Here is a 22,361-nt window from a genome sequence, read left to right on the forward strand (position 1 = left end):
CAAGCGGCTGACCTGCGGATACGGCCAAGCGCTACGGCCCGCGGGAACGCTCCCGGAAGCCTGCCCGGACGAGGGTGCCGTGGGCGGCACAGGCGTCACGCAGCGGACCGGGGAGCACGAAGCCGTGGATCGTGCGAGACCCGTGTTCGCCCGCGCCGACAGCCGACCGGAGGACCGCGCGTGGCCCCGGGCACGGACTCAGGCAGAAATCCGGAGCGGAGATCACGGAACCGGACAAGTACGTCCGCGCGGTGCGTCGCTGGAACAGCACGGTGCACGGTGAGGCAAGAAGGGGCCGGTCAAAGGGGCTATCTTCGTCGATGCGGCCTCGGGCCGCCGAACCGCGCCCCGGCGGTTCGTAGCAGCACCCCCCGTCCGACCTCGGTCCGCGGTGGCCCGACGCGCCGCCGCTCCACCCGCCCCGCTCCGCACCCTCCAGGGGGACCTCCGTCCGGATCACGCCGGGCTCGCGCCACACGTCGTACCGGCGTTTCGACCTGAGTCCGTCCGCGACACAACATGCTGGAAACACGTGCCCGCCGTCGACCGCAAGGCTGGGCACGACTGCCCCGGCGCGCCACATCACAGGAGTCACGCGTTGCGAATACCGAGGCCGTTCAGACCGGGTGCACTGCGCATACCCGTACGGCTGGCCGTCGTCGTCTCCTCCGCGATGGCGGTGGTGGGCGCGGGTCTGCCCCTCGCCGCAGCTGCGGGAGCGGAGCCGGCCGCCACGTCGACACCGCGGAGCAAGCCCTCCGTCGAGCAGATGTGCGACGCGCCCCGGCCCGGCAGGGTCGGCTGCTTCGCGATGAGACGCACCGACCTCGGCGTCGGACGAGGCGATGTGGCGGCCACCGCGACGCCCGGTGGCTATGGCCCCGCGGATCTGTGGAGTGCGTACAACCTGCCGGGCGACGGGGGCGAGGGCCGGACCGTGGCCATCGTGGTCGCCTACGACGACCCGGCGGCCGAATCCGACCTGGCCGTCTACCGTGCCCAGTACGGTCTGCCCGAATGCACCACCGCCCATGGCTGCTTCCGCAAGATCGACCAGCGGGGCGGCTCGGACTATCCGCCCCCTGACTCGGGTTGGGCCGGTGAAGCGTCGCTCGACATGGACATGGTCTCCGCGGCCGCGCCCGGTGCCCACATCCTGCTGGTCGAAGCCGACAGCGACCGTGTCGAGGACATCTTCGCCGCGGTCGACCAGGCCGTCGCCCAAGGAGCCCAGTACGTCTCCAACTCCTACGGGAGCGCGTACGACCCCACGCCCGGCAGCGGTGAGGACCCCGCCGAGACCACCGACTTCGACGCCCACTACAACCACCCCGGCGTCGCGATGGTCGCGGCCTCGGGAGACCTCGGCTACGGCGTCGCGTACCCGGCGGCCTCGCAGTACGTGACCGCCGTCGGCGGTACCGCGCTCAAGAGGGACACCGGCGCCGCCCGCGGCTGGTCCGAGTCGGTGTGGCACAACGGCTACGGCGGCACCGGTTCGGGCTGCTCGGCCTACGAACCCAAGCCCGCCTTCCAGAGCGACACCGGATGTGACACGCGGTCCGTGACGGACGTCTCCGCGGTCGCCGACCCGCTCACCGGTGTGGCGGTCTACCAGACCTACGGCAGCGACGGCTGGGGGGTGATGGGCGGCACCAGCGCCTCGTCCCCGATCATCGCCGGCGTCTACGCGGCCGCCGACGCACCCGCCGCCGACGACTACCCCAACGCCTACCCGTACCTCACACCCTCCGGCCTCAACGACGTGACCAGCGGCGCGAACGGCAACTGCGCCACCAGCTACCTCTGCACCGCAGGGACCGGCTACGACGGTCCGACCGGGCTCGGAACCCCCGACGGCCTGACGTCCTTCCGCAGTTACCCGCACGGCACGGTGAGTGGCACGGTCACCGACACCTCCGGGGCTCCGCTGCCCAGGGCCGTGATCACGGCAGGCGACCTCCGGGCCGTCACGGACGCCGACGGCCACTACTCCCTCGCGCTGCCGTCCGGCAGCTACGACCTGACCGCCGCCGCCTACGGTTACGCGGGCAGAACGACCGCGGCGGTGGTCGTCACCGACGGCGGCTCGGTCACGGAGAACTTCGCGCTGGCGCCGGTGCCCCGTCAGACCGTGACCGGCAAGGTCACCGACAGCGGCCACGGCTGGCCGTTGTACGCGACGGTCACCGTCGACGGCATGCCCGGCGCGCCGGTCTCCACCGACCCCTACACCGGCACCTACCAGCTCCGGATTCCCGAGGACCGGGCCTACACCCTGAAGGTCGCCGCCCGGTACCCCGGCTACCGGACAGTGACCGAGGACGTGACTGTCACAACCTCGCCCCGCACCGTGAACTTCGCCGTCCCGGTGGATGTGGAAGCGGCCACCGCCGCGGGTTACGAGCTCCGGTTCACCGGTCCCACCGAGCCGTTCGACTCCACCACCGCCGCGCCGGCCGACTGGGACGTCGTCGAAGCCGCCGGCTCCGTGGGCGGCTGGGAGTTCGCGGACCCCGGAAACCGCGGCAATCACACCGGTGGCGACGGAGCCTTCGCCGTGGTCGACAGCGACGCGGCCGGCTGGGGCAACCACCAGGACAGCTCGATGCTCAGCCCGGTCCACGACTTCAGCGGCTACACCAGACCCCAGATCTCGTTCGACACCGACTACCGCGGGTACTCCGGGCAGACCGCCGCCGTGGACGTCACCACCGACGGCGGCGACACCTGGACCACCCTGTGGACGCGGACCGTCAACTGGACCGGTCACGTGGAGATCCCGCTCACCGACTACGCCGGCGCCTCCTCGGTGCGGGTGAGGTTCCACTTCACCGGCAGCTGGGGATACTGGTGGGCCCTCGACAACGTCTTCGTCGGCGACCGGGCCTATGCCCCGGTGGCCGGCGGCCTGCTGGCGGGTACCGTCACCGACGCCAACACCGGTGAGGGAGTCGTCGGAGCCACCGTCACCGACGCCCCCGCGCGGTCCGCCACGACCGTCGCCACCCCGGACGACCCGGACCTCGGCGACGGCTTCTACTGGCTGTTCTCCGACACCGTAGGCAACCACTCCCTCACGGCGGCCAAGAGCAGATACGCCTCCGCCACCAGGACCGTGCGGTCGGCGCCGGACCGCACCACCGAGGCCGGCCTCGCTCTCGACGCCGGACGGCTCACCGTCACCCCGGCAGCCGTCGACGAATCGCTGGACTGGGGCGGCACCGGCACCCGGAAGCTGACCGTGAAGAACACCGGCGGGGCACCCGCCACCCTCTCCCTCCACGAGTATCCGGGCACCTCGCCTACAGGAGCCGCCCCGAGCGCTCAGGGCGCTCCGCTCCAGGTGGTGCCGGGTGACTACGCACCGTTGCGGGAGCAGCTCGACAAGTCCGGTACCGGGAGCACGCGTTCGGCGGTGGCACCCGCGGTCGGTGGCGATGCCTGGAAGCCGGTGGCCGACCTGCCCACGGCAGTCTCGGACAACGCGGTCGCCGTGGACGGCGGAAAGCTCTACTCCGCCTACGGCTACACCGGCAGCGACTACACCTCCGATCTGTACGCCTACGACGCCGACTCTGGCGCCTGGTCGCAACGGGCCTCGGCGGCCGAGGCCCGTTCAAAGGCCGCCATGGGCAGCATCGACGGCAAGCTCTACGCCGTCGGCGGCTGGCGCACCGACGGCTCGGTCGACGCCCGGCTGGAGATCTACGACCCGTCGTCCGACAGCTGGACCACCGGCGCCTCCTCGCCCAAGCCCTCCGCGGCCTCGGGCAACGCGGTCCTGGACGGCGAGCTGTACGTCATCGGCGGCTGCTCCGAGACGGGGTGCGGCACCACCGACGTGGACGCCTACGACCCGTCCACCGACAGTTGGTCGGAGAGGGCTCCGTACCCCGAGCCCGTCTCCTGGAGCGCGTGCGGCTCGATCGCGGGCCTGCTCTACTGCGCCGGCGGTACGGCTGACACACCCACGAAGCACGCCTACGCCTACGACCCCTCGTCCAACAGCTGGTCGCCGATCGCCGATCTGCCGACCACCCTCTGGGGTTCGGCCCACACCGCCGCGAACGGAGAACTGCTCACCGTCGGCGGCAGGGTGCCCGACGGCATCACCAACCAGAGTTTCGCCTACGACCCGCAAGCCAACACCTGGAGCGTGCTGCCGAACGTCTCCGCCGCGGTCTACCGCGGTGGCGGAGCCCCCGGCTTCTACAGCGTGGGCGGCGTGCGCACCAGCCTTCTCGGGGCCCAGCCGGTCGCCACGGCCGAGGTGCTGCCCGGGTACGACCAGGTCGTCGAGGATGTGACCTGGCTCGACGTCGACAGGAGTCGGGTGACTCTCGCGCCCGGCGCCAGTGCCGTCGTGGCCGTCTCCCTGGATTCCACGGTCGACGAGATCACCCGGCCGGGCGTGTACACCGCGAATCTGGGCGTGGGCAGCGACACGCCGTACCGGGTCTCCGCGATCCCGGTGACCATGCACGTCGACCCGCCGAAGAACTGGGGCGCGTACACCGGCACGATCCTCGGCTCCGACGGCACGGGCGGCACCGTACCGCTCGCCGGGGCCACCGTCCGGATCGACGGCCGGGCGTCGAGCCACACCCTGACGGCCGCGGCGGACGGCACCTTCGCCCTGTGGACGGATGCCCGAGGCGCCCCGCTCACCGTGACCGTGTCCAGGGACGGCTACCAATCGGCCGTCGCCGAGGTGAAGCTCCAGAAGGGAAGGACGACCACCGGCAACTTCACCCTGCGGAAAGCCCCGTGACGCCGGCCCGCGGCAGCCGGCGAGGGGTGTTCCGGTTACCACGGCGGCCGGGGTGTGCCGTCGAATGCCGTCGAAGGCAGCCGAAGCTCCGTCGAAGTGCCGTCGAAGTGCCGTCGTTCGGCCGGAGGGCGGGCCGGTCGGCTTCTCGTCACGATGCAGGCGCGGAGCCGAGGACGCCCCGAACCGGGGCACGACGAGCGCCGGTTCCCACATGACGCGGGAACCGGCGCTGCTTTTGACACACGCCCTACGGGTTGACGCAGCCGACCGAGCCGATCGGGAAGTTGTTGCCGGTCGACGTCGCCGTGAAGCCGAAGGTGACGCTGCCGTCCGGCGGGATGGTCCGGTTGTAGTCGACGTTCTTGACCGTCAGAGTGCCGTCGGACCCCGTGGTCAGCGCACCGTTCCACACCTGGCTCACCTTGGTGCCCGTGCCGGGCGTCCACTTCACGGCCCAGCCGTCACGCGCCGTCGTGTCGTGGTTCATGACCTCGACGGAGCCCTGGAAACCGCCGCTCCAGGAGTTCGTCACGCTGTAGACGGCCATGCAGCCGGTGTGCGGGTCGGTGGGTGTCGGCGTGGACGTCGGGGTGGGCGTCGGAGTCGGGGTGGGTGTCGGGGTGGGTGTCGGAGTCGGGGTGGGCGTCGAAGTCGGGGTGGGAGTCGGCGTGCTGCCCGCGCCGCGGATGCCGGTCACCTCGCCCTTGCCGCCGTCGAAGACGATGTCGGAGCAGGAGAAGAAGTTCTCCTGGCTGTCGGAACGCACCCACTGGATGAACATGATCGCGTCGCCGGAGCGGCCCGACGGCAGGGTCGTGTTCCAGTAGTAGTGGCCGCCGTCGGTGCCCGGTGATCCGACCGCCGGCGGGTTGCTGACGGTCTGGATCAGCTCCAGGTCGTCCCAGCCCAGTTCGGTGCTGGGCGAGTAGCCGGCCTTGGACACGTACACCCGGAACTCGCCGGGGTGCGCTGCCCAGTTGCTGTGATCGACCTCGATCGTGGCGCCGGACGTCAGGTGCGTGCGCGGCCAGTCGGAGCGGGCGGCGTTGTAGCCGGTGAAGTTGTACGGCGACCGGTTGCCGGCGCTGCACAGCGTTCCGTCCGGGACGTAACCCGCCCCTCGGCCACCGGCGTTGGAGTCGAGCACGGCGAACCAGTTGTACAGGGAGTTCGCGCCGCTCTCGTCGAGCGCGGCCTTGCACGCCGGGTTGGTCGGGTCCAGGGAGCCGGTGCTGGTCTTGGCGTCCAGCCAGCAGAGGTAGGTGCGCGACCCCGGTGACATCGCCACGCCGTGGGCCTGCGCGCTGCCTTGGCCCAGCAGGGTCAGGGCGATCCCGCCGAGCAGCGTCGCGAGCGCCGCCGCCAGAGCGACTAATCGATTCTTGCGTTGAGCCATGGAAGTCTCCAGTGCCTGTGTGGGGGTTGTGCTCGGGTGGGGCCTGTCTCCTGTGCTCGTCACGGGGCGGCTTTCCGGGGCGGGAGGCTGCGGGACCGAGCGCGTGCGCACGGCGGCGACAGCGTCGGGTGCACGCGGCGACCGGGCCGTGGAACAGCCGCGCGCGAGGGGTGGCTGGACGGGGGCGATCAGTGCGTCGGGAGCGTCCCCGCCGCCCGATTTGGGAGCGCTCCCATAGAAGGTTCACGAGAACTGTAGGAGCGCGCCATGCCCCTGACAACCCATCGGACGGGAATGCGCGAGGGGCGGGGCGGATCGGCTGGTCCGAAACTTTTCGCGCGCATCGGCGGTGGCAAATCGTGTCCAAGAGCTTGACGGTGTGTCGTGCGACCCCGAGATTGGGAGCGCTCCCACATCTTCCTTTCCGGTACGCGACCACGCGCGTCTCCCGTAGCGGCGCACCCCGAAGATCTCGGGACCGGCACGATCGGCCCGCAGGGCGCCGTCACGGCGACGAGCGGTCGGCTCGCTCGGTCCCGCGCCAGGATCGGTTCCGCCGACCGGGCGGAATGGACCGCTTTCGGGACAGCGAGCTGCGGGAGCGTCCCATCGCGTACCCCCCTGCGCACGAGGAGAAATGCTGTGAAACGCCTTCTGGCTCTACTGGCGACCTGCGCGACGGTCCTGGGCCTCACGGCCCTGTTCAGCCCTCAGGCGGTGGCTGCCGCCGGATGCAAGGTCGACTACACGTTCGCCAGCCAGTGGCAGGGCGGCTTCCAGGCCGGAGTGAAGATCACCAACCTGGGCGGGCCGGTGTCCGCGTGGACGCTTGCGTTCACCATGCCGGACGCGGGGCAGAAGCTCGTCCAGGGCTGGAACGCCACCTGGACACAGTCCGGTTCCACGGTCACCGCCGCCGGCCTCGACTGGAACCGCGCGCTGGCCACCGGCGCGTCGGTCGACGTGGGATTCACCGGCTCCTTCACGGGTGCCAACCCGAAGCCCGCGGCGTTCGCACTCAACGGCGTCGCCTGCACGGGCTCGATCGGCGGTGACCCGACGCCCGACCCGACGCCCGATCCGACGACGCCCGGCCCGACCACCGGCACCCCCGTGGGCATCAACGGGCAGGTGCACGTCTGCGGCGTGAACCTGTGCAACCAGTACAACCGCCCCATCCAGCTGCGGGGGATGAGCACGCACGGCATTCAGTGGTTCAGCGCGTGCTACAACGACGCGTCCATGGACGCCCTGGCGCAGGACTGGAAGGCGGACCTGCTGCGCGTCGCCATGTACGTGCAGGAAGAGGGCTACGAGACCGACCCGGCGGGCTTCACCAGTCGGGTGAACAGCATCGTCGACATGGCCGAAGCCCGTGGCCTGTACGCGATGATCGATTTCCACACCCTGACGCCGGGCGACCCGAACTACAACCTCGCACGCGCGAAGACGTTCTTCGCGTCCGTCGCGGCCCGCAACGCGGACAAGAAGAACGTGATCTACGAGATCGCCAACGAGCCCAACGGCGTGAGCTGGGCTGCCATCAAGAGCTACGCCGAACAGGTCATCCCGGTGATCCGGGCCGCCGACCCGGACGCGGTCGTCGTCGTCGGTACCCGCGGTTGGTCCTCGCTGGGCGTCTCCGACGGCTCCAGCGAGAGCGAGATCGTCAACAGCCCTGTCAATGCGGCCAACATCATGTACGCGTTCCACTTCTACGCCGCGAGCCACAAGGACAACTACCGTGCCGCGCTGAGCCGGGCGGCCGCCCGACTTCCGATGTTCGTGACGGAGTTCGGAACCGTGAGCGCCACCGGTGGCGGTGCGCTGGACCGGACGAGCACCACGGCCTGGCTCGACCTGCTCGATCAGCTGAAGATCGGCTACGCGAACTGGACCTACAGCGACGCCCCCGAAAGCAGTGCGGCGTTCCAGCCCGGCACCTGTGACGGCACCGACTACAGCAGCAGCGGCGTGCTGACCGAGTCGGGCACGCTGCTCAAGAGCCGGATCAGCACCTCCGACAACTTCCCCACCAGCTGATCCACCGGCTGATCCACGGCTGATCCATCCGCTGTACCTGCCTGTCGGCCCGTGACGGGGCTCCGGCCGCGCCGAAGCTCCGTCATGCCGCCAGGCCTTCCACGCCGCGTCGGACGTGCGGCGTCGCAACCCACCGACCGCCCCCTGGCCTCCCGGACGAACACCCCCCCGTCCGGGATCACACGAGAGTGAGGAAACCCATGGGTCTGCTCGACAAGAACCGTGACGGTGTACTCGGACTGTTCCGCGTCGTCGTCGGGTTGCTGTTCGCCTGCCACGGAGCGGCGGCTCTGTTCGGCGTGTTCGGCGGCCCCCACGGCGCGTCCCCGCGCCTGTGGGAGTGGCCCGGCTGGTGGGCCGCACTCATCCAGTTGGCCGGAGGCGTCCTGGTGCTCGTGGGCTACGGCACCCGGGCGTCGGCGGTGCTCTGCTCCGGCTCCATGGCGTACGCCTACTTCGGCACGCACCAGGCGACCGGGCTTCTGCCCATCGAGAACGGCGGTGAGGCGGCCGCGATGTTCTGCTGGGCGTTCCTCCTCATCGCGGCTTTAGGGCCCGGCCGTTGGGCCCTGGACCAGGTCCTCGCACGGAGCGACGACGCACGGACGGAGGTCCCGCTCGCACGGCACTGAGCCGCCGGCCGGCGTCCCGTCGGGCCGGCTCCTCCCGCAGCGCCGGTCAGCCGCGCAGACATGGCAAGAAGCCCGGGAACAAGGCCCGTCGCGTACGTCCTCAGGCATGGCCGGAGACAGCGGCGGGCATCCGGGTGCCCGTTCGAGGCGGTCCTGACGATCCGGCCGGGCCGGGGTTAGTCTGCGCGGACGATCGTCAACTGGAGGTACGCATGCGTCGTCCTGTCGGACGGAACGTATCGGTCCTGGCAGTGCTCGCCGTGGTGGCGTCCGTCGGGGCGGCAGCCCCCGCCGGATCGTCGCCGCGGCCCGGCCCACCGGTCAAGACGCCGGTGGCCGCCGGGTACGGGGGAGCGGTGGCCAGCGTGGACGCGGACGCCACCGCGGCCGGTATCGAGGTGCTGCGCAAGGGCGGCAACGCGGTGGACGCGGCCGTGGCGACCGCCGCCGCGCTCGGCGTCACCGAGCCGTACTCGGCCGGGATCGGGGGCGGCGGGTACTTCGTCCACTACGACGCCAAGTCCCGTACCGTGCAGACCATCGACGGCCGCGAGACGGCGCCCCGCACCGCCGACTCCTCGCTCTTCCTGGAGGACGGCAAGCCGCTCGCCTTCAACGACGCCGTCACCAGCGGTCTCAGCATCGGCACCCCCGGCACCCCCGCCACCTGGGACAAGGCGCTCGACACCTGGGGCACCAAGTCGCTCGGCACTCTGCTGAAGCCCGCCGAGCGCCTCGCCCACGACGGGTTCGTCGTGGACAGCACCTTCCGCAGCCAGACCGAGGGGAACCAGGAGCGGTTCGCCGACTTCCCGGCCACCGCGAAGCTCTTTCTGCCCGGTGGCGAACTCCCGGTAGTGGGCTCGGTGTTCAAGAACCCGGACCTGGCCCGTACGTACGAGAAGCTCGGCCGCGAAGGGGTGGAGGAGCTCTACCGGGGCGACCTGGGAGAGGACATCGTGCGCACCGTGCGGAACCCTCCCGTCGACCCGGCGTCCGGCCGCGTCGCCCGGGCCGGTGATCTGAGCACCCGGGACCTCAAGGCGTACCGGGCGCTGAAGCAGGCGCCGACCAGGGTGGGCTACCGGGGGCTCGACGTCTACGGCATCGCGCCCTCCTCGTCCGGCGGGACCAGCGTCGGCGAGGCCCTCAACATCCTGGAGTCCACCGACCTCACCAAGGCGAGCCAGGCGCAGTACCTGCACCGGTTCATCGAGGCGAGCCGGATCGCCTTCGCGGACCGGGGGCGCTGGGTCGGCGACCCCGCGTTCGAGGACGTCCCCACGGCCGGACTGCTCAGTCAGCGGTTCGCCGACTCGCGCGCCTGCCTCATCCGCGACGACGCCGTGCTGACCAGCCCGCTGGCTCCCGGTGACCCGAGCTCCCCGACCCCCTGCGCGACGGGCGGGACCGCTGCCCCGACGACGTACGAAGGGGAGAACACCACGCACCTGACGGCCGCCGACAAGTGGGGCAACGTCGTCGCCTACACCCTCACCATCGAGTCGACCGGCGGCAGCGGCATCACGGTGCCCGGACGCGGATTCCTGCTCAACAACGAGCTGACGGACTTCTCCTTCGCGCCCGCCAACCCGGCCGTGCACGACCCGAACCTGCCCGGTCCGGGCAAGCGCCCGCGCTCGTCGATCTCGCCGACGATCGTCCTCGACCACGGCAAGCCGGTGCTGGCGCTCGGATCGCCCGGTGGGGCCACCATCATCACCACCGTGCTCCAGACCCTGACCGGCCGGCTCGACCGCGGTCTGCCGCTCGTCGACGCCATCGCCGCACCCCGCGCCAGCCAGCGCAACGCGGCGGCCACCGAGATCGAACCCGCGCTCTGGGACAGCCCGCTGCGGGCCCAACTGGAGTCCCTCGGGCACGTGTTCAAGCTGAACCCGGAGATCGGCGCGGCCACCGGGGTCGAGCGGCTGCCGGACGGGCGATGGCTGGCGGCGGCCGAGCCGGTACGCCGGGGCGGCGGCTCGGCGATGGTGGTGACACCGAGCAACGGCCGACGTTGATCAACGGCCGACGCTGATCAACGACTGGCGCTGATCAACGGCCGATGCCGATCAACGACTGGTGACGACCGGGGTGGGCGGCCCGTGGCTCGTACGGGCCGCCCACCGCAGAGGTCAGAGCGCCGTCAGGATGCGGGGGCCGTCGTCGGTGATGGCCACCGTGTGCTCGGCGTGGGCGGCCCGGCTGCCGTCGGTGGTCCGGAGCGTCCAGCCGTCCTGGTCCGGCCGGAAGTGGTCCCCGCCGCCGGCGATCAGCATCGGCTCGATCGCCAGCACCATTCCGTGGCGCAGGGGGAGCCCCCGCCCCGGGGGCCCCTCGTTCGGCACGGAGGGGTCCTCGTGCATGGCCCGGCCGATGCCGTGCCCGCCGAACCCCTCGGGGATGCCGTACCCCGCCGCGCGGCAGACGGTGCCGATCGCGTGGGCGATGTCGCCGATGCGGTTGCCGACGACGGCCGCCGCGATGCCCGCGTCCAGCGCCGCGTACGCGGTGTCGATCAGCAGGGTGTCGGCCGGCCGCGCACGGCCCACGGTGAAGCTGATCGCGGAGTCGCCGGCCCAGCCGTCCAGCGTCGCGCCCGCGTCGATGCTGACCAGGTCCCCGTCGCGGAGCCGGTAGCCGCCAGGGACACCGTGCACGATCGCGTCGTTCACCGAGGCGCAGATCACGGCGGGGAAGGGGACCGGCGCGAAGTGCGGGTGGTAGTGGAGGAAGGGTGACCCGGCGCCCGCGTCGCGCAGTACATCGTGCGCCACGGCGTCGATCTCGCGCAGGCTGACACCGATCTGCGACGCCTCGCGTGCGGCGCTCAGCATCTGCGCCACGATCCGGCCGGCCTCGCGCATCGCGGCGATGGATGTATCCGTCTTGAGTTGCACCATGCCAATTACTATACCGGTCGGTGCGGTATTAGAATGACGGCATGGTTCGTACGCCCCTGACACCCGAAGAGCGCCGCCGCGGCGAGCGGCTCGGCATCCTGCTCCGTGAGGCCCGCGGTGGGCGCAGCATGGTCGCCGTCGCGGCGAGCGCCGGCCTCTCCGCCGAAACCCTCCGCAAGATCGAGACCGGCCGCGCCCCGACGCCCGCCTTCTTCACGGTGGCGGCCATCGCCGCCGCCCTCGGGCTCACCCTGGACGAGATCCTCGCGGGCTGCGCCGAAGAGGCCGGCGCGGTGGAGCCCGGCGTCGTGGAGTCCGGCGCGGTGGAGCCCGGCGTCGTGGAGTCCGGCGCGGCGGAGGGGGCCGGGCGGGCGCTGGCCGTGCCGGTCGGTGAGCTGCTGCCGCTCGGGGCCTGACGGGCGGCCCTCGGGTCCGACGGCCGCCCCGTAGGCTCGGGGTGTGACTCTCCAGGACTTCGCCCGCAGCGAGTACGTCAGCCTGACCACCTACCGCAAGGACGGCACCCCCGTCGCCACTCCCGTATGGGCCGCGGCCGACGGCGGAACGCTCTACGTCTGGACCCGCTCCGACTCGTGGAAGGTGAAGCGGCTGCGCCGCACCCCCCGGGTCCGCGTCACCGTCTGCGACGTCAAGGGCCGGGTCGCCGAAGGTGCGCCCAGCGCGGAGGGAACCGCCCGGCTCGTCGAGGGGGCGGACATGGCGACCGTACGCAAGGCGCTGTCCCGCAAGTACACCTGGAAGTTCTGGCTGGTCGACTGGCCGGCCATGGTCGTACGGCTCGGGAAGCGGCCCCACACCGGAATCGCCGTGACGTTCTGAGCGAGTGCGCGACCCGGGGCGCACGGCCGCGCGGTCGTGCCGTTCGCGCTCCCGGCGCCTCCTGGTCGAAAAACGGCCGTAGCCGCGCCGTAACACGCCTGCGGTCGAATGCGAGCTGACTGGAGGGTTCCAGCCGAGGGCCGACGAGGGCGGCGATGACGGTGCATCAGCAAGTGGTCGAAGTGGACGTGTTCGCGCGGTTCCTGGGAGAGCTGGCCGCCCGTCTGGACCCCGGAAGCGGTTGGTACGGGGTCTTCACCCGACGTGATCCCGCCGGGATGCGGGCCTGCTTCGAGGGGGTCGAGATCCCGCCCTGGGACGTGGTCGAGTCGCTCCTCCAGGACCTGGCCGCCTCCTACGGTACGCAGTGCGCCGAACAGGAGTCCGTGCGCGCCGCCTCGCTCTACGCCGCCTCGGCGGCGGCCCACGACCGGCGCCCGGGCGGACGCCAGGAGCTGCACCAGCGGCTGGAGTTGATGGCCCGCGAGCAGGCGGAGGCGGCCCGGCGCGTGCGCGCCGCGGAGGCGGGCGGCGCGCGGACCGCCGACCGGCAGGCGCTCGCCTGGGCCCAGGACGACCACCGGCGCGCCTCCGCGCGGTGTGCCGAACTCCGCAGCCGCCTCGCCGCGATCACGGCCCCGCGCGACTGGTTCCGGGAGGAGGCGAGCCCGTACCAGGAGGTCACCGGACCCACCGGAGCTCCCGGTGCCACCGGACCCGCTGTACGGGACCGGGGTGCGCCGAACGCCCGTACCACGCAGGCCGGTTCGCCACCCGCCGTTCCCGCGCCGCGCAGCCCCGCGCCCCGCGGCCCCGCCGCCCCTGAGCCCGCAGCCCCCGAGACCGCCGCCCCCGCGCCGAAGCCCGTGCGCGGGAAGCCGAGGGGGGCCCGGTTCGCCGGGCTGGAGGCCGACGACGGGGCCGCCCCCGCGCCTTCGGTGCTCCCACTGCTGCCCTCCGCCGCGCCGTCCGCCCCGAAGCCCCGGGGCGCCCGTTTCGGCGGCGCCGCCCGCGAGGCGGAGGAGAGCGCCGAGGTGCCGGTACCGGCCCCGGCCGCCGATCTGGCGGCGGTGCGGGCGGCGGCCGACGTGGTCGCGCTGCTCCTGGCGACGCGCGCGGAGGGGCGTACGGGAGAGGCGTACGTCGTGCTCTGCGAGGCGGCCGCCTGGCCGGCCGAGCGGCTGCCGGTACTCGCCGTCGCGCTGGGGCTCGCCGGCCTCGACGCCGACTGGGCCACCCTGTTGTGGGAGGTGTCCTCGCTCCCGCCCGCCGGGCTGGCGGCGGCGGTCGGCGCCCTCGCGGAGGCCGGACGCGAGGAGGACTGCGGGCACCTTCTGCGGCAGGGCGCCTCCCGGACGGCCGAGGAGATCGCCGACGCGGCGGTCGCGCTGGACCTGGCGGGCCGCGAGGCAGAGGCGGAGGAGCTGCTGGGCGCGTTCGTCCGCGTCAGGTCCCCGCACGAGGCCGCACGGATCGCCGGGGCGGGGCCGGCCCATCTCGTTCCGCAACTGCTCGCGGCGGCGCGCAAGGTGTCGGCGGCCCGGGAGTGGGACCTGGTGCACGCCCTGCGGGTCGCGGGCGTCGCCGGTGTCTGACGGGCCGTCACGCCGAGTCGGTGCGGACCCGTACGGGCTGCTTCCGGCGTGTCCCGGCCAAGTTGCGTACCCCTCGGGCGCGAAACGTGATCGACTCGGCCGGTTCACGGCGACGGTCTTGCCCCGCCGTGGGGAGGGGCTTACGTTCTCCTCCTACCTTCCGTGTCCACCCGCGTAGAAAACGCGTAGAGGCTCTGACGTCGCGTCGAAGGAGCAGCTCATGTCCCACGTCGTTCGCGCCGCACTCGTCCAGGCGACCTGGACCGGCGACACCGAATCCATGATCGCCAAACATGAGGAGCACGCGCGCGAGGCCGCCCGGCAGGGGGCGCAGATCATCGGGTTCCAGGAGGTGTTCAACGCCCCCTACTTCTGCCAGGTGCAGGAGCCGGAGCACTACCGCTGGGCCGAACCCGTGCCGGACGGCCCCACGGTCTCCCGGATGCAGGACCTCGCCCGCGAGGCCGGCATGGTCATCGTGGTGCCCGTCTTCGAGATCGAGCAGTCGGGCTTCTACTACAACACCGCAGCGGTGATCGACGCCGACGGCTCGTACCTCGGCAAGTACCGCAAGCACCACATCCCGCAGGTCAAGGGGTTCTGGGAGAAGTACTACTTCAAGCCCGGGAACGCCGGCTGGCCCGTGTTCGACACGGCGGTCGGCAAGGTGGGCGTCTACATCTGCTACGACCGGCACTTCCCCGAGGGGTGGCGCCAACTCGGACTCAACGGAGCCCAGTTGGTGTACAACCCGTCCGCCACCTCGCGCGGACTCTCCAGCCACCTCTGGCAGTTGGAACAGCCCGCCTCGGCCGTCGCCAACGAGTACTTCATCGCCGCGATCAACCGGGTCGGCCGGGAGGAGTACGGCGACAACGACTTCTACGGCACGAGCTACTTCGTCGACCCGCGCGGCCAGTTCGTCGGCGACGTCGCCGGCGACAAGGAAGAGGAACTCCTCGTCAGGGACCTGGACTTCGACCTGATCGAGGAGGTCCGCAACCAGTGGGCCTTCTACCGTGACCGCCGTCCGGACGCCTACGACGGGCTGGTGGAGCCGTGACGCACCTGCACGCGCGCCACCGCGCCGTCAGCCCCGACTGGCTCACCCTCTACTACGAGCGGCCCCTGGAGATCACCCACGGCGAGGGGCGCCACGTCTGGGACGCGGACGGCAACCGCTATCTGGACTTCTTCGGCGGCATCCTCACCACGATGACCGCGCACGCGCTCCCCGAGGTGACGAAGGCGATCAGCGAGCAGGCCGGGCGGATCGTCCACTCGTCCACCCTCTACCTCAACCGCCCGCTGGTGGACCTCGCCGAGCGCGTCGCCACCCTCTCCGGCATCCCCGACGCACGCGTCTTCTTCACCACCTCCGGCACCGAGGCCAACGACACGGCCCTGCTGCTCGCCACCACGTTCCGGGGGTCCAACCAGATCCTCGCGATGCGCAACAGCTACCACGGCAGATCGTTCTCGACGGTCTCCGTCACCGGCAACCGCAGCTGGTCGCCCACCACCCTCTCCCCGCTCCAGACCCTGTACGTGCACGGCGGGGTGCGTACCCGGGGGCCGTACGCGGAGCTGAGCGACGACGAGTTCACCGCCGCGTGCGTGCGCGACCTGGAGGACCTGCTCGGGCACACCCGCGGGCCCGCCGCGCTCATCGCCGAGCCGGTCCAGGGGGTCGGTGGTTTCACCTCGCCGCCGGACGGTCTGTACGCGGCCTTCCGCGAGGTGCTCGACCGGCACGGCGTGCTGTGGATCTCCGACGAGGTGCAGACCGGCTGGGGCCGCACCGGCGACCACTTCTGGGGCTGGCAGGCGCACGCGGAGAACGGCCCGCCGGACATCCTCACCTTCGCCAAGGGCATCGGCAACGGCATGTCCATCGGCGGAGTGGTGGCCCGCGCCGAGGTGATGAACTGCCTGGACGCCAACTCCATCTCCACGTTCGGCGGTTCACCCGTCACCATGGCGGCCGGCCTCGCCAACCTCACGTACCTCCTCGATCACGACCTCCAGGGCAACGCCCGCCGGGTCGGCGGGCTGCTCATCGAACGCCTGCGGGCCCTCGCCGCACGGGTGCCCTCGGTGCGCGAAGTGCGCGGGCGCGGGCTCATGATCGGGATCGAACTGGCCGAGCCCGGCACCGACCGGGCGAACCCGGAGGCAGCCACGGCCGTCCTGGAAGCGGCGCGCGAGCGCGGGCTGCTCATCGGCAAGGGCGGCGGGCACAACACCAGCGTGCTGCGGATCGCCCCGCCGCTCTCCCTCTCCGTCGCCGAGGCGGAGGAGGGCGCGTCGATCCTGGGCGAGGCCCTGCGCGCGGCGGGCTGACCGGACGGCGGCGGGCCGGGACACGACCCGCCGCTCGACCCGGAGACGGCTCCCGCGCGTCGCCTCCGCCCCCTTCTTCACCACGCACCGGGTCCCGTCCCCGTGGGTCCGGTCCCTTCCCGGCACAGCGAGGAGAGGCATATGAGCCGCACCGTGATCCACGGCGGTCTGGTCGTCACCGCGTCCGACGAGATCCACGCCGACGTGCTGATCGAGGGGGGCCGGGTCGTCGCGCTCGCCGCCCACGGCAGCGACACGGCCGAGGGCTGGACCGGGCGGAGGATCGACGCCACCGGGAAGTACGTCATCCCGGGCGGGGTGGACGCCCACACCCACATGGAGATGCCGTTCGGCGGTACGTACGCCTCCGACACCTTCGGGACCGGAACCCTGGCCGCCGCCTGGGGCGGCACCACGACCATCGTGGACTTCGCCATCCAGTCCAAGGGCGGGTCGCTCAGGGCAGGACTCGACGCCTGGCACGAGAAGGCCGAGGGGAAGTGCGCGATCGACTACGGCTTCCACATGATCATGTCCGACGTGAACGCCTCCTCGCTCAAGGAGATGGACCAGCTCGTCGCGGCCGGCGTCACCTCGTTCAAGCTCTTCACCGCCTACCCCGGCGTCTTCTACTCCGACGACGGCCAGATCCTGAGGGCCATGCAGCGCGCGGGGTCCAACGGCGGGCTGGTGATGGCCCACGCCGAGAACGGCCTCGCCATCGACGTACTCGTCGAACAGGCGCTCGCGCGCGGTGAACGGGACCCCCGCCACCACGGCGAGGTCCGCAAGGCGCTGCTCGAAGCGGAGGCCACCCACCGGGTGATCAAGCTCAGCCAGGTGGCCGGGGCGCCCCTCTACGTCGTCCACGTGTCCGCCCAGGAAGCCCTCGCCGAGATCGCGCGGGCCCGGGACGAGGGCCACCCGGTGTTCGGCGAGACCTGTCCGCAGTACCTCTTCCTGTCGACGGACAACCTCGCCGAACCCGACTTCGAGGGCGCCAAGTACGTCTGCTCCACCCCGCTGCGCCCCAAGGAGCACCAGGCGGCGCTCTGGCGCGGGCTGCGGACCAATGACCTCCAGGTCGTCTCCACCGACCACTGCCCGTTCTGCTTCAAGGGGCAGAAGGAGCTGGGGCGCGACGACTTCTCCAAGATCCCCAACGGCATGCCCGGCGTCGAGAACCGGATGGACCTGCTCCACCAGGCCGTCGTCGACGGCCACATCGGTCTCCGCCGCTGGATCGAGATCGCCTGCGCCACTCCGGCCCGGATGTTCGGGCTCTACCCGAAGAAGGGCACCATCGCCCCCGGCTCCGACGCGGACATCGTCATCTACGACCCGCACGCCGAGCAGACGATCTCGGCCGCGACCCACCACATGAACGTCGACTACTCGGCGTACGAGGGCAAGCGCCTGACGGGCCGGGTGGAGACCGTGATCTCGCGCGGCGTCCCGGTGATCGACAACCACGCCTACGTCGGACACGCCGGGCACGGCACCTATCTGCCGCGCGGGATCTGCCAGTTCGCCCACTGAGCGCGGCCCGGACGCACGAACGCCCCGCCGGGAACGGTGTCCTGTCCGGGCGGGGCGTTCGACGTACGGGCGCGGCTCAGCGGCGGGTACGCACCAGCAGGTAGAGGAAGTACGGGGCGCCGATGACGGCCGTCATCAGGCCCGCGCCGAGCTGCGCCGGGGCGATCACCGTACGGCCCGCCATGTCCGCGAGGCAGACCAGGACCGCTCCGAGCAGCACCGCGACCGGGACGACCCGTGCGTGCCGCCGGCCGACCAGCGCGCGCGCCGCGTGCGGGGCGACCAGGCCGACGAAGCCGATGAGACCCGCCGCCGCGACCGCGCTCGCCGCCAGCAGCACCGACAGCACGAGGAAACCGAGGCGCGCCCGGGTGAGGTGCAGCCCGAGGAGCCTCGGGGTGTTCTCGTCCAGCGCGACGAGATCCAGCTCCCGGCGGCGTACCACCGACCACACCAGACCCACCGCGAGCACCACCGCGACCGGCAGCACGTCGGGCCAGTTCCGGCCGTAGGTGGAGCCGGAGAGCCAGGTGAGCGCCCGCGTCGTGTCGAACGGGTCGCTGAGCACGATGACCAGACTGATCAGCGCCGTGGTGGTGGCGAACACCCCCATCCCGAGCAGGACCAGCCGGTTCTGCCCGAAACCGCCCCGCGCCGCCAGTCCGAAGACCAGCCCGGAGGCGGCCGCCGCCCCGGCGAACGCCGCACCCGCGATCAGCCAGGAGTTCGCGGCCGTCACGGTGGTGACGACCAGCACGGCACCGAGCCCGGCCCCGCCGGTGACACCGAGGATGCCCGGCTCCGCGAGCGGGTTGCGGGTCACCGCCTGCACCTGCGTACCGGACAGGGCCAGCGCCGCGCCCGCCAGCAGAGCGGCCAGCACCCGGGGAACCCGGGTGTCCAGGACGTACGTGACGACCCGCCCGGACCGCCCCTGCGCCCAGTTCACGACATCGCCGAGCAGCAGCTTCGCGTCGCCGACGAGCACCGCCGCGACGACCACGCCGACCAGCACCACGACGAGCGCGACCACGGTGACCAGGTACGCCGTCCGGCCGGGTATCCGCAGCCGGTCCGGCGCCTCGGCCGAGGCGGTGTCCCGGGTACGGAGCGCCATCACGACCAGGAAGACACCGCCGACCACGGTCGTGACGACGCCCGTGGGCACCTCCACGGCCAGGTCGGCAGGGACGAGCGCCCGCAGCAGCACGTCCGCGCCGAGGATCAGCGCGGCGCCCATCAGCCCGGCGACGGGCATCTGGACACGGAACCGTACGAGACCGCGGAACCGGCGGGCCAGCGGGCGCACCAGCGCGGGGGCGCAGAGCCCGACGAAGCCGATCGGCCCGGCGAGCGTGACGGCCGCGGCGGAGAGCAGCGTGGCGAGAACGACGGTGGTGATCCGGGTGCCCCGGACGGGCACACCCAGCCCCCGCGCGGCGTCGTCGCCCAGGCCCAGCGCGTCGACCCGGCGGGCGACGAGCAGCAGTCCGACGAGCCCCACCACGACGAAGGGGATCATCTGCTGGACGCCGTCGAACCCGTTCTGCCCGATGCCGCCCTGCCCCCACCGGTAGAGGCCTTCGGTCCGCTGGGGGAAGAGCAGCAGCAGCGCCTCGGTCACCGCGTTCAGACCCAGCATCAGCGCACTGCCCGCGAGGACCAGACGGACCGTGCCCTTGCCCAGCCCGGAGAGCCCGAGCACCACGGCCGCGGCGGCGAGGCCGCCGACGAACGCGGCGCCGGAGGAGGCGAGGAACGGCAGCGTGGTGCCGGTGACGGCGACCACGCCGAGCGCCAGGTACGAACCGGCGTTCACCGCCAGGGTGTCCGGCGCGGCGAGGACGTTGCGGCTGACGGCCTGGAGGGCGGTACCGGCCGCGCCGAGCGCGAGGCCGACGAGGATGCCGGCGACCATGCGCGGCAGCCGGGACGCGATGACGACGGAGGAGTCCCCGGTGTCGGCCCGGCCGAGGAGCGCGTCCCAGACCTGCGACGCGCCGACGTCGGCGGTGCCCTGGGTGATGTCGACGACGGCGAGGACCAGGACGAGCAGCACGAGCCCGGCCGTCACCGCGACCGCGCCCGTCGTGACCGCGGCGGTGCGGTCACGGCCGACCGCGGTGTTGTGGATGACGGCCACGGCGCGCTACTTCTTCGTCAGGGCGTCGACGAGGGAGTCGGCGTACGCCTCCATCGAGCGGGGACCGCCGAACATCCAGACGCCGTCGGGCAGCCGGTGCACGTTGCCGTCCTTGACGAACGGCAGCGACTTCCACACCGCGTTCTTCGAGAGGTTGTCGGCGAACGCGTCGCCGTCCACGTCGTTGGCGACGTAGCTGAAGTGGACGTCACCGAGCTTGGTGAGACCCTCGACGTCGGTGGTCGCGAGGCCGTACGCCTTGTCGCCCTCCACCGTCCAGGCGTTCTTCAGACCGAGCTTCTCGTTCATCGCGCCCAGCAGGGACTTGGCCGTGTAGGCACGGACGGAGACCTGGTTGGCGTCGACGTAACCGTCGGCGGAGGCGATGGAGGCGCCACCGAGACCGGCGTCCTCCAGGGCCTTCTTGTTCTTGGCGATGTTCGCCTCGAACTCCTTCTTCACCGAGTCCGCCTCGGCGGTCTTGCCGGTGGCCTGGGCTATGAGGTCGAGACCCTTGGTCATCGTGCCGACCTGGTCGGCGCCGTCGGCGGAGGTCACCTGGATGACCGGGGCGACCTTGCGCAGCTGCGCCACCACGTCGGGGGAGAGGTCGTCGGTGGCGACCACGAGGTCCGGCGCGAGGGCCGCGACCGTGTCCATGCTCGGCTCGCCGCGGGTACCGATGTCCTTCGGGTTGCCGGTGAGCGGGGCCGCGGTGTTCCACGCGGCGTACCCCTTCACGTCCGCCACGCCCACGGGGGCTACGCCGAGGGTGACCAGGTCCTCGATCACGTTCCACTCGGTGGCGACGACCTTGGTGGCGGGCCCGTCGAGGGTCACCTTGGCGCCGGTGGCGTCGGTGACGGTGATCTTCTGGGCGGCGGGCTTCGCGGAGGCGGCGGAGTCGTCGGTGGACGGCTCGGAGGTGCCGCAGGCGGTCAGCGAGAGGGCGGCGACGGCGACGGTGGCCGCGGCGATGAGGTGACGCTTCATGAGGAGGTGCTGAGCCTTTCGGATCTGGAGTGGTGGCGGCCCATCGCGCGGGTGCGCAGCCTGCCGGTCGACGGATCGGTGTCGACGTCGATACGGATGCCGTAGACGTCGGACAGCAGCTCCGGTGTGAACACGTCCTCGGGCACGCCGTCGGCGACGACGCGTCCCGCGTGGAGCAGAGCGACCCGGTCGGCGACGGACGCCGCCTGGTCGAGGTCGTGGAGGACGACGCCCACGGCGATGCCGTGGAGGTCGGCGAGATCGCGCATCAGGTCGAGGAGTTCGACCTGGTAGCGGAGGTCGAGGTAGGTGGTCGGCTCGTCCAGGAGCAGGACGCCCGTCTCCTGCGCCAGGCAGCTCGCCAGCCACACGCGCTGGAGCTGCCCGCCGGAGAGCTGCTCGACGCCCCGCCCGGCGAGGTCCTCGACGCCGGTGAGGGCGAGGGCGCGGTCCACCGCGGCGGAGCCCTCCGGGTCCGGACGGCCCCAGCGGCCCCGGTGCGGATAGCGGCCGAACTCGACCACGTCCCGCACGCTGAGGCCGCCCGGGGTCGACCGGGACTGCGTCAGCAGCGCGACCCGCCGGGCGAATTCGCGGGCGCCGAGCGCGAAGCCGTCGGTGGCCCCGTCGGTCCCGGCGTCCACGGTGAGCGAGCCGCTGCGCGCGTTCTGGAGCCGGGCGAGAGTACGCAGCAGCGTCGACTTGCCGCTGCCGTTGGGACCCACCAGCGCGGTCACCTCGGCGGGCCGCAGGGCGAGGCTCGCCGCGTGCACGACATCCGTACGGCCGTAGGCGACGGTCACCGCGTCCGCGGACAGCCCGTGACCGCGCGTCTGTGGCACGCCGACGGCCGAAGGGGCGTACGCCGTGCCGGAAATGCTCTCACCAGCTTTCATGCGGCTTAGGTTAGCCTGCCCTTAGATGAGTGGGAACATCACCCCTGGTCACGGAATGGCGTCGATGGGGGCGCGGCGCGGTGATGGCATGGTGCGCCACCGGCTCGGAACGGCGCGGCGGCGGTGTGCCACGCCGGTGGGTGCCGTCGCGCGGGGAGCCGTCCGCGTCCGGACAGCACGAAGCCCGGCGGCCGATGCTGCTGCGGTCGGCGGCCGGGCTTCGCTCGGAGGTCCGAGAGGCGTGTTCCGAGAGGTGTGCGG

At 72.0% G+C, this 22,361-nt stretch carries 14 protein-coding genes and 1 pseudogene; 10 read left to right on the forward strand and 5 right to left on the reverse strand.

Annotation, left to right across the window (positions count from 1 at the left end):
* The first annotated feature begins 598 nt into the window (after positions 1-598).
* A complete protein-coding gene (locus OG599_RS28950) occupies positions 599-4,774 on the forward strand; it encodes a carboxypeptidase regulatory-like domain-containing protein (RefSeq protein ID WP_327178904.1) in 4,176 nt (1,391 codons plus the stop codon).
* A 247-nt stretch (positions 4,775-5,021) separates the two neighbouring features.
* Here OG599_RS28950 and OG599_RS28955 read toward each other — a convergent pair whose 3' ends face one another.
* Entirely contained in the window at positions 5,022-6,170 is a 1,149-nt protein-coding gene (locus OG599_RS28955) for a lytic polysaccharide monooxygenase auxiliary activity family 9 protein (RefSeq protein ID WP_327178905.1), read from the reverse strand.
* A gap of 642 nt (positions 6,171-6,812) precedes the next feature.
* Here OG599_RS28955 and OG599_RS28960 point away from each other — a divergent pair.
* The 3 genes from OG599_RS28960 (at position 6,813) to ggt (ending at position 10,869) form a co-directional block, all read left to right on the forward strand.
* Positions 6,813-8,213, forward strand: coding sequence for a cellulase family glycosylhydrolase (locus tag OG599_RS28960; protein WP_327178906.1), 1,401 nt, complete (start codon positions 6,813-6,815; stop codon positions 8,211-8,213).
* Positions 8,214-8,413: 200 nt separating this feature from the next.
* Positions 8,414-8,845: a DoxX family protein gene (locus tag OG599_RS28965; RefSeq protein ID WP_327178907.1), complete on the forward strand. Its 432-nt coding sequence runs from the start codon at positions 8,414-8,416 to the stop codon at positions 8,843-8,845.
* Between the two features lie 212 nt (positions 8,846-9,057).
* On the forward strand, positions 9,058-10,869 hold the full coding sequence (ggt, locus tag OG599_RS28970; RefSeq protein ID WP_327178908.1) for a gamma-glutamyltransferase: 1,812 nt from the start codon (positions 9,058-9,060) through the stop codon (positions 10,867-10,869).
* A 114-nt stretch (positions 10,870-10,983) separates the two neighbouring features.
* Here the strand turns inward: ggt and map are convergent, their stop codons facing one another.
* Complete coding sequence (gene map / locus OG599_RS28975) at positions 10,984-11,751, reverse strand: type I methionyl aminopeptidase (protein WP_327178909.1); 768 nt, start codon at positions 11,749-11,751, stop codon at positions 10,984-10,986.
* 41 nt (positions 11,752-11,792) lie between these two features.
* Between map and OG599_RS28980 the strand changes: the two are divergent.
* The 6 genes and pseudogenes from OG599_RS28980 to hydA all read left to right on the forward strand — a co-directional run.
* Positions 11,793-12,047: pseudogene (locus OG599_RS28980) on the forward strand (helix-turn-helix domain-containing protein); the annotation flags it as partial.
* A 163-nt stretch (positions 12,048-12,210) separates the two neighbouring features.
* On the forward strand, positions 12,211-12,591 hold the full coding sequence (locus tag OG599_RS28985; RefSeq protein WP_327178911.1) for a PPOX class F420-dependent oxidoreductase: 381 nt from the start codon (positions 12,211-12,213) through the stop codon (positions 12,589-12,591).
* 155 nt (positions 12,592-12,746) lie between these two features.
* Positions 12,747-14,186: a hypothetical protein gene (locus tag OG599_RS28990; RefSeq protein ID WP_327178912.1), complete on the forward strand. Its 1,440-nt coding sequence runs from the start codon at positions 12,747-12,749 to the stop codon at positions 14,184-14,186.
* A 220-nt stretch (positions 14,187-14,406) separates the two neighbouring features.
* Positions 14,407-15,249, forward strand: a complete 843-nt coding sequence (locus OG599_RS28995; RefSeq protein ID WP_327178913.1) for a nitrilase-related carbon-nitrogen hydrolase — start codon at positions 14,407-14,409, stop codon at positions 15,247-15,249.
* The gene (locus OG599_RS29000) at positions 15,246-16,529 is read left to right on the forward strand and encodes an aspartate aminotransferase family protein (protein ID WP_327178914.1); all 1,284 of its coding nucleotides are present in this window, start codon (positions 15,246-15,248) and stop codon (positions 16,527-16,529) included. The genes OG599_RS28995 and OG599_RS29000 overlap by 4 nt, the downstream gene beginning before the upstream one ends.
* Positions 16,530-16,670: 141 nt before the next feature.
* Positions 16,671-18,068, forward strand: a complete 1,398-nt coding sequence (gene hydA, locus OG599_RS29005; RefSeq protein ID WP_327178915.1) for a dihydropyrimidinase — start codon at positions 16,671-16,673, stop codon at positions 18,066-18,068.
* Positions 18,069-18,144: 76 nt separating this feature from the next.
* Here hydA and OG599_RS29010 read toward each other — a convergent pair whose 3' ends face one another.
* From OG599_RS29010 to OG599_RS29020, 3 genes are read right to left on the reverse strand one after another with little or no spacing between them, the layout of a single operon-like run.
* Positions 18,145-20,211 carry an iron ABC transporter permease gene (locus OG599_RS29010; protein WP_327178916.1) on the reverse strand — a complete coding sequence of 689 codons (2,067 nt, stop codon included), beginning with the start codon at positions 20,209-20,211 and terminating at the stop codon, positions 18,145-18,147.
* A 6-nt stretch (positions 20,212-20,217) separates the two neighbouring features.
* The gene (locus OG599_RS29015; RefSeq protein ID WP_327178917.1) at positions 20,218-21,204 is read right to left on the reverse strand and encodes an iron-siderophore ABC transporter substrate-binding protein; all 987 of its coding nucleotides are present in this window, start codon (positions 21,202-21,204) and stop codon (positions 20,218-20,220) included.
* Positions 21,201-22,100, reverse strand: coding sequence for an ABC transporter ATP-binding protein (locus OG599_RS29020; RefSeq protein WP_327178918.1), 900 nt, complete (start codon positions 22,098-22,100; stop codon positions 21,201-21,203). The genes OG599_RS29015 and OG599_RS29020 overlap by 4 nt, the downstream gene beginning before the upstream one ends.
* Positions 22,101-22,361: the final 261 nt, after the last annotated feature.

This window comes from Streptomyces sp. NBC_01335 (assembly GCF_035953295.1).
Lineage (GTDB): Bacteria > Actinomycetota > Actinomycetes > Streptomycetales > Streptomycetaceae > Streptomyces.

Excerpts from the sequence above, each read along its gene's own strand:
- OG599_RS28955 (WP_327178905.1), bottom strand. The coding sequence starts at position 6,170 with ATGGCTCAACGCAAGAATCGATTAGTCGCTCTGGCGGCGGCGCTCGCG.
- OG599_RS28965 (WP_327178907.1), top strand. The coding sequence starts at position 8,414 with ATGGGTCTGCTCGACAAGAACCGTGACGGTGTACTCGGACTGTTCCGC.
- ggt (WP_327178908.1), top strand. The coding sequence starts at position 9,058 with ATGCGTCGTCCTGTCGGACGGAACGTATCGGTCCTGGCAGTGCTCGCC.
- map (WP_327178909.1), bottom strand. The coding sequence starts at position 11,751 with ATGGTGCAACTCAAGACGGATACATCCATCGCCGCGATGCGCGAGGCC.
- OG599_RS28990 (WP_327178912.1), top strand. The coding sequence starts at position 12,747 with ATGACGGTGCATCAGCAAGTGGTCGAAGTGGACGTGTTCGCGCGGTTC.
- OG599_RS28995 (WP_327178913.1), top strand. The coding sequence starts at position 14,407 with ATGTCCCACGTCGTTCGCGCCGCACTCGTCCAGGCGACCTGGACCGGC.
- hydA (WP_327178915.1), top strand. The coding sequence starts at position 16,671 with ATGAGCCGCACCGTGATCCACGGCGGTCTGGTCGTCACCGCGTCCGAC.
- OG599_RS29015 (WP_327178917.1), bottom strand. The coding sequence starts at position 21,204 with ATGAAGCGTCACCTCATCGCCGCGGCCACCGTCGCCGTCGCCGCCCTC.
- OG599_RS29020 (WP_327178918.1), bottom strand. The coding sequence starts at position 22,100 with ATGAAAGCTGGTGAGAGCATTTCCGGCACGGCGTACGCCCCTTCGGCC.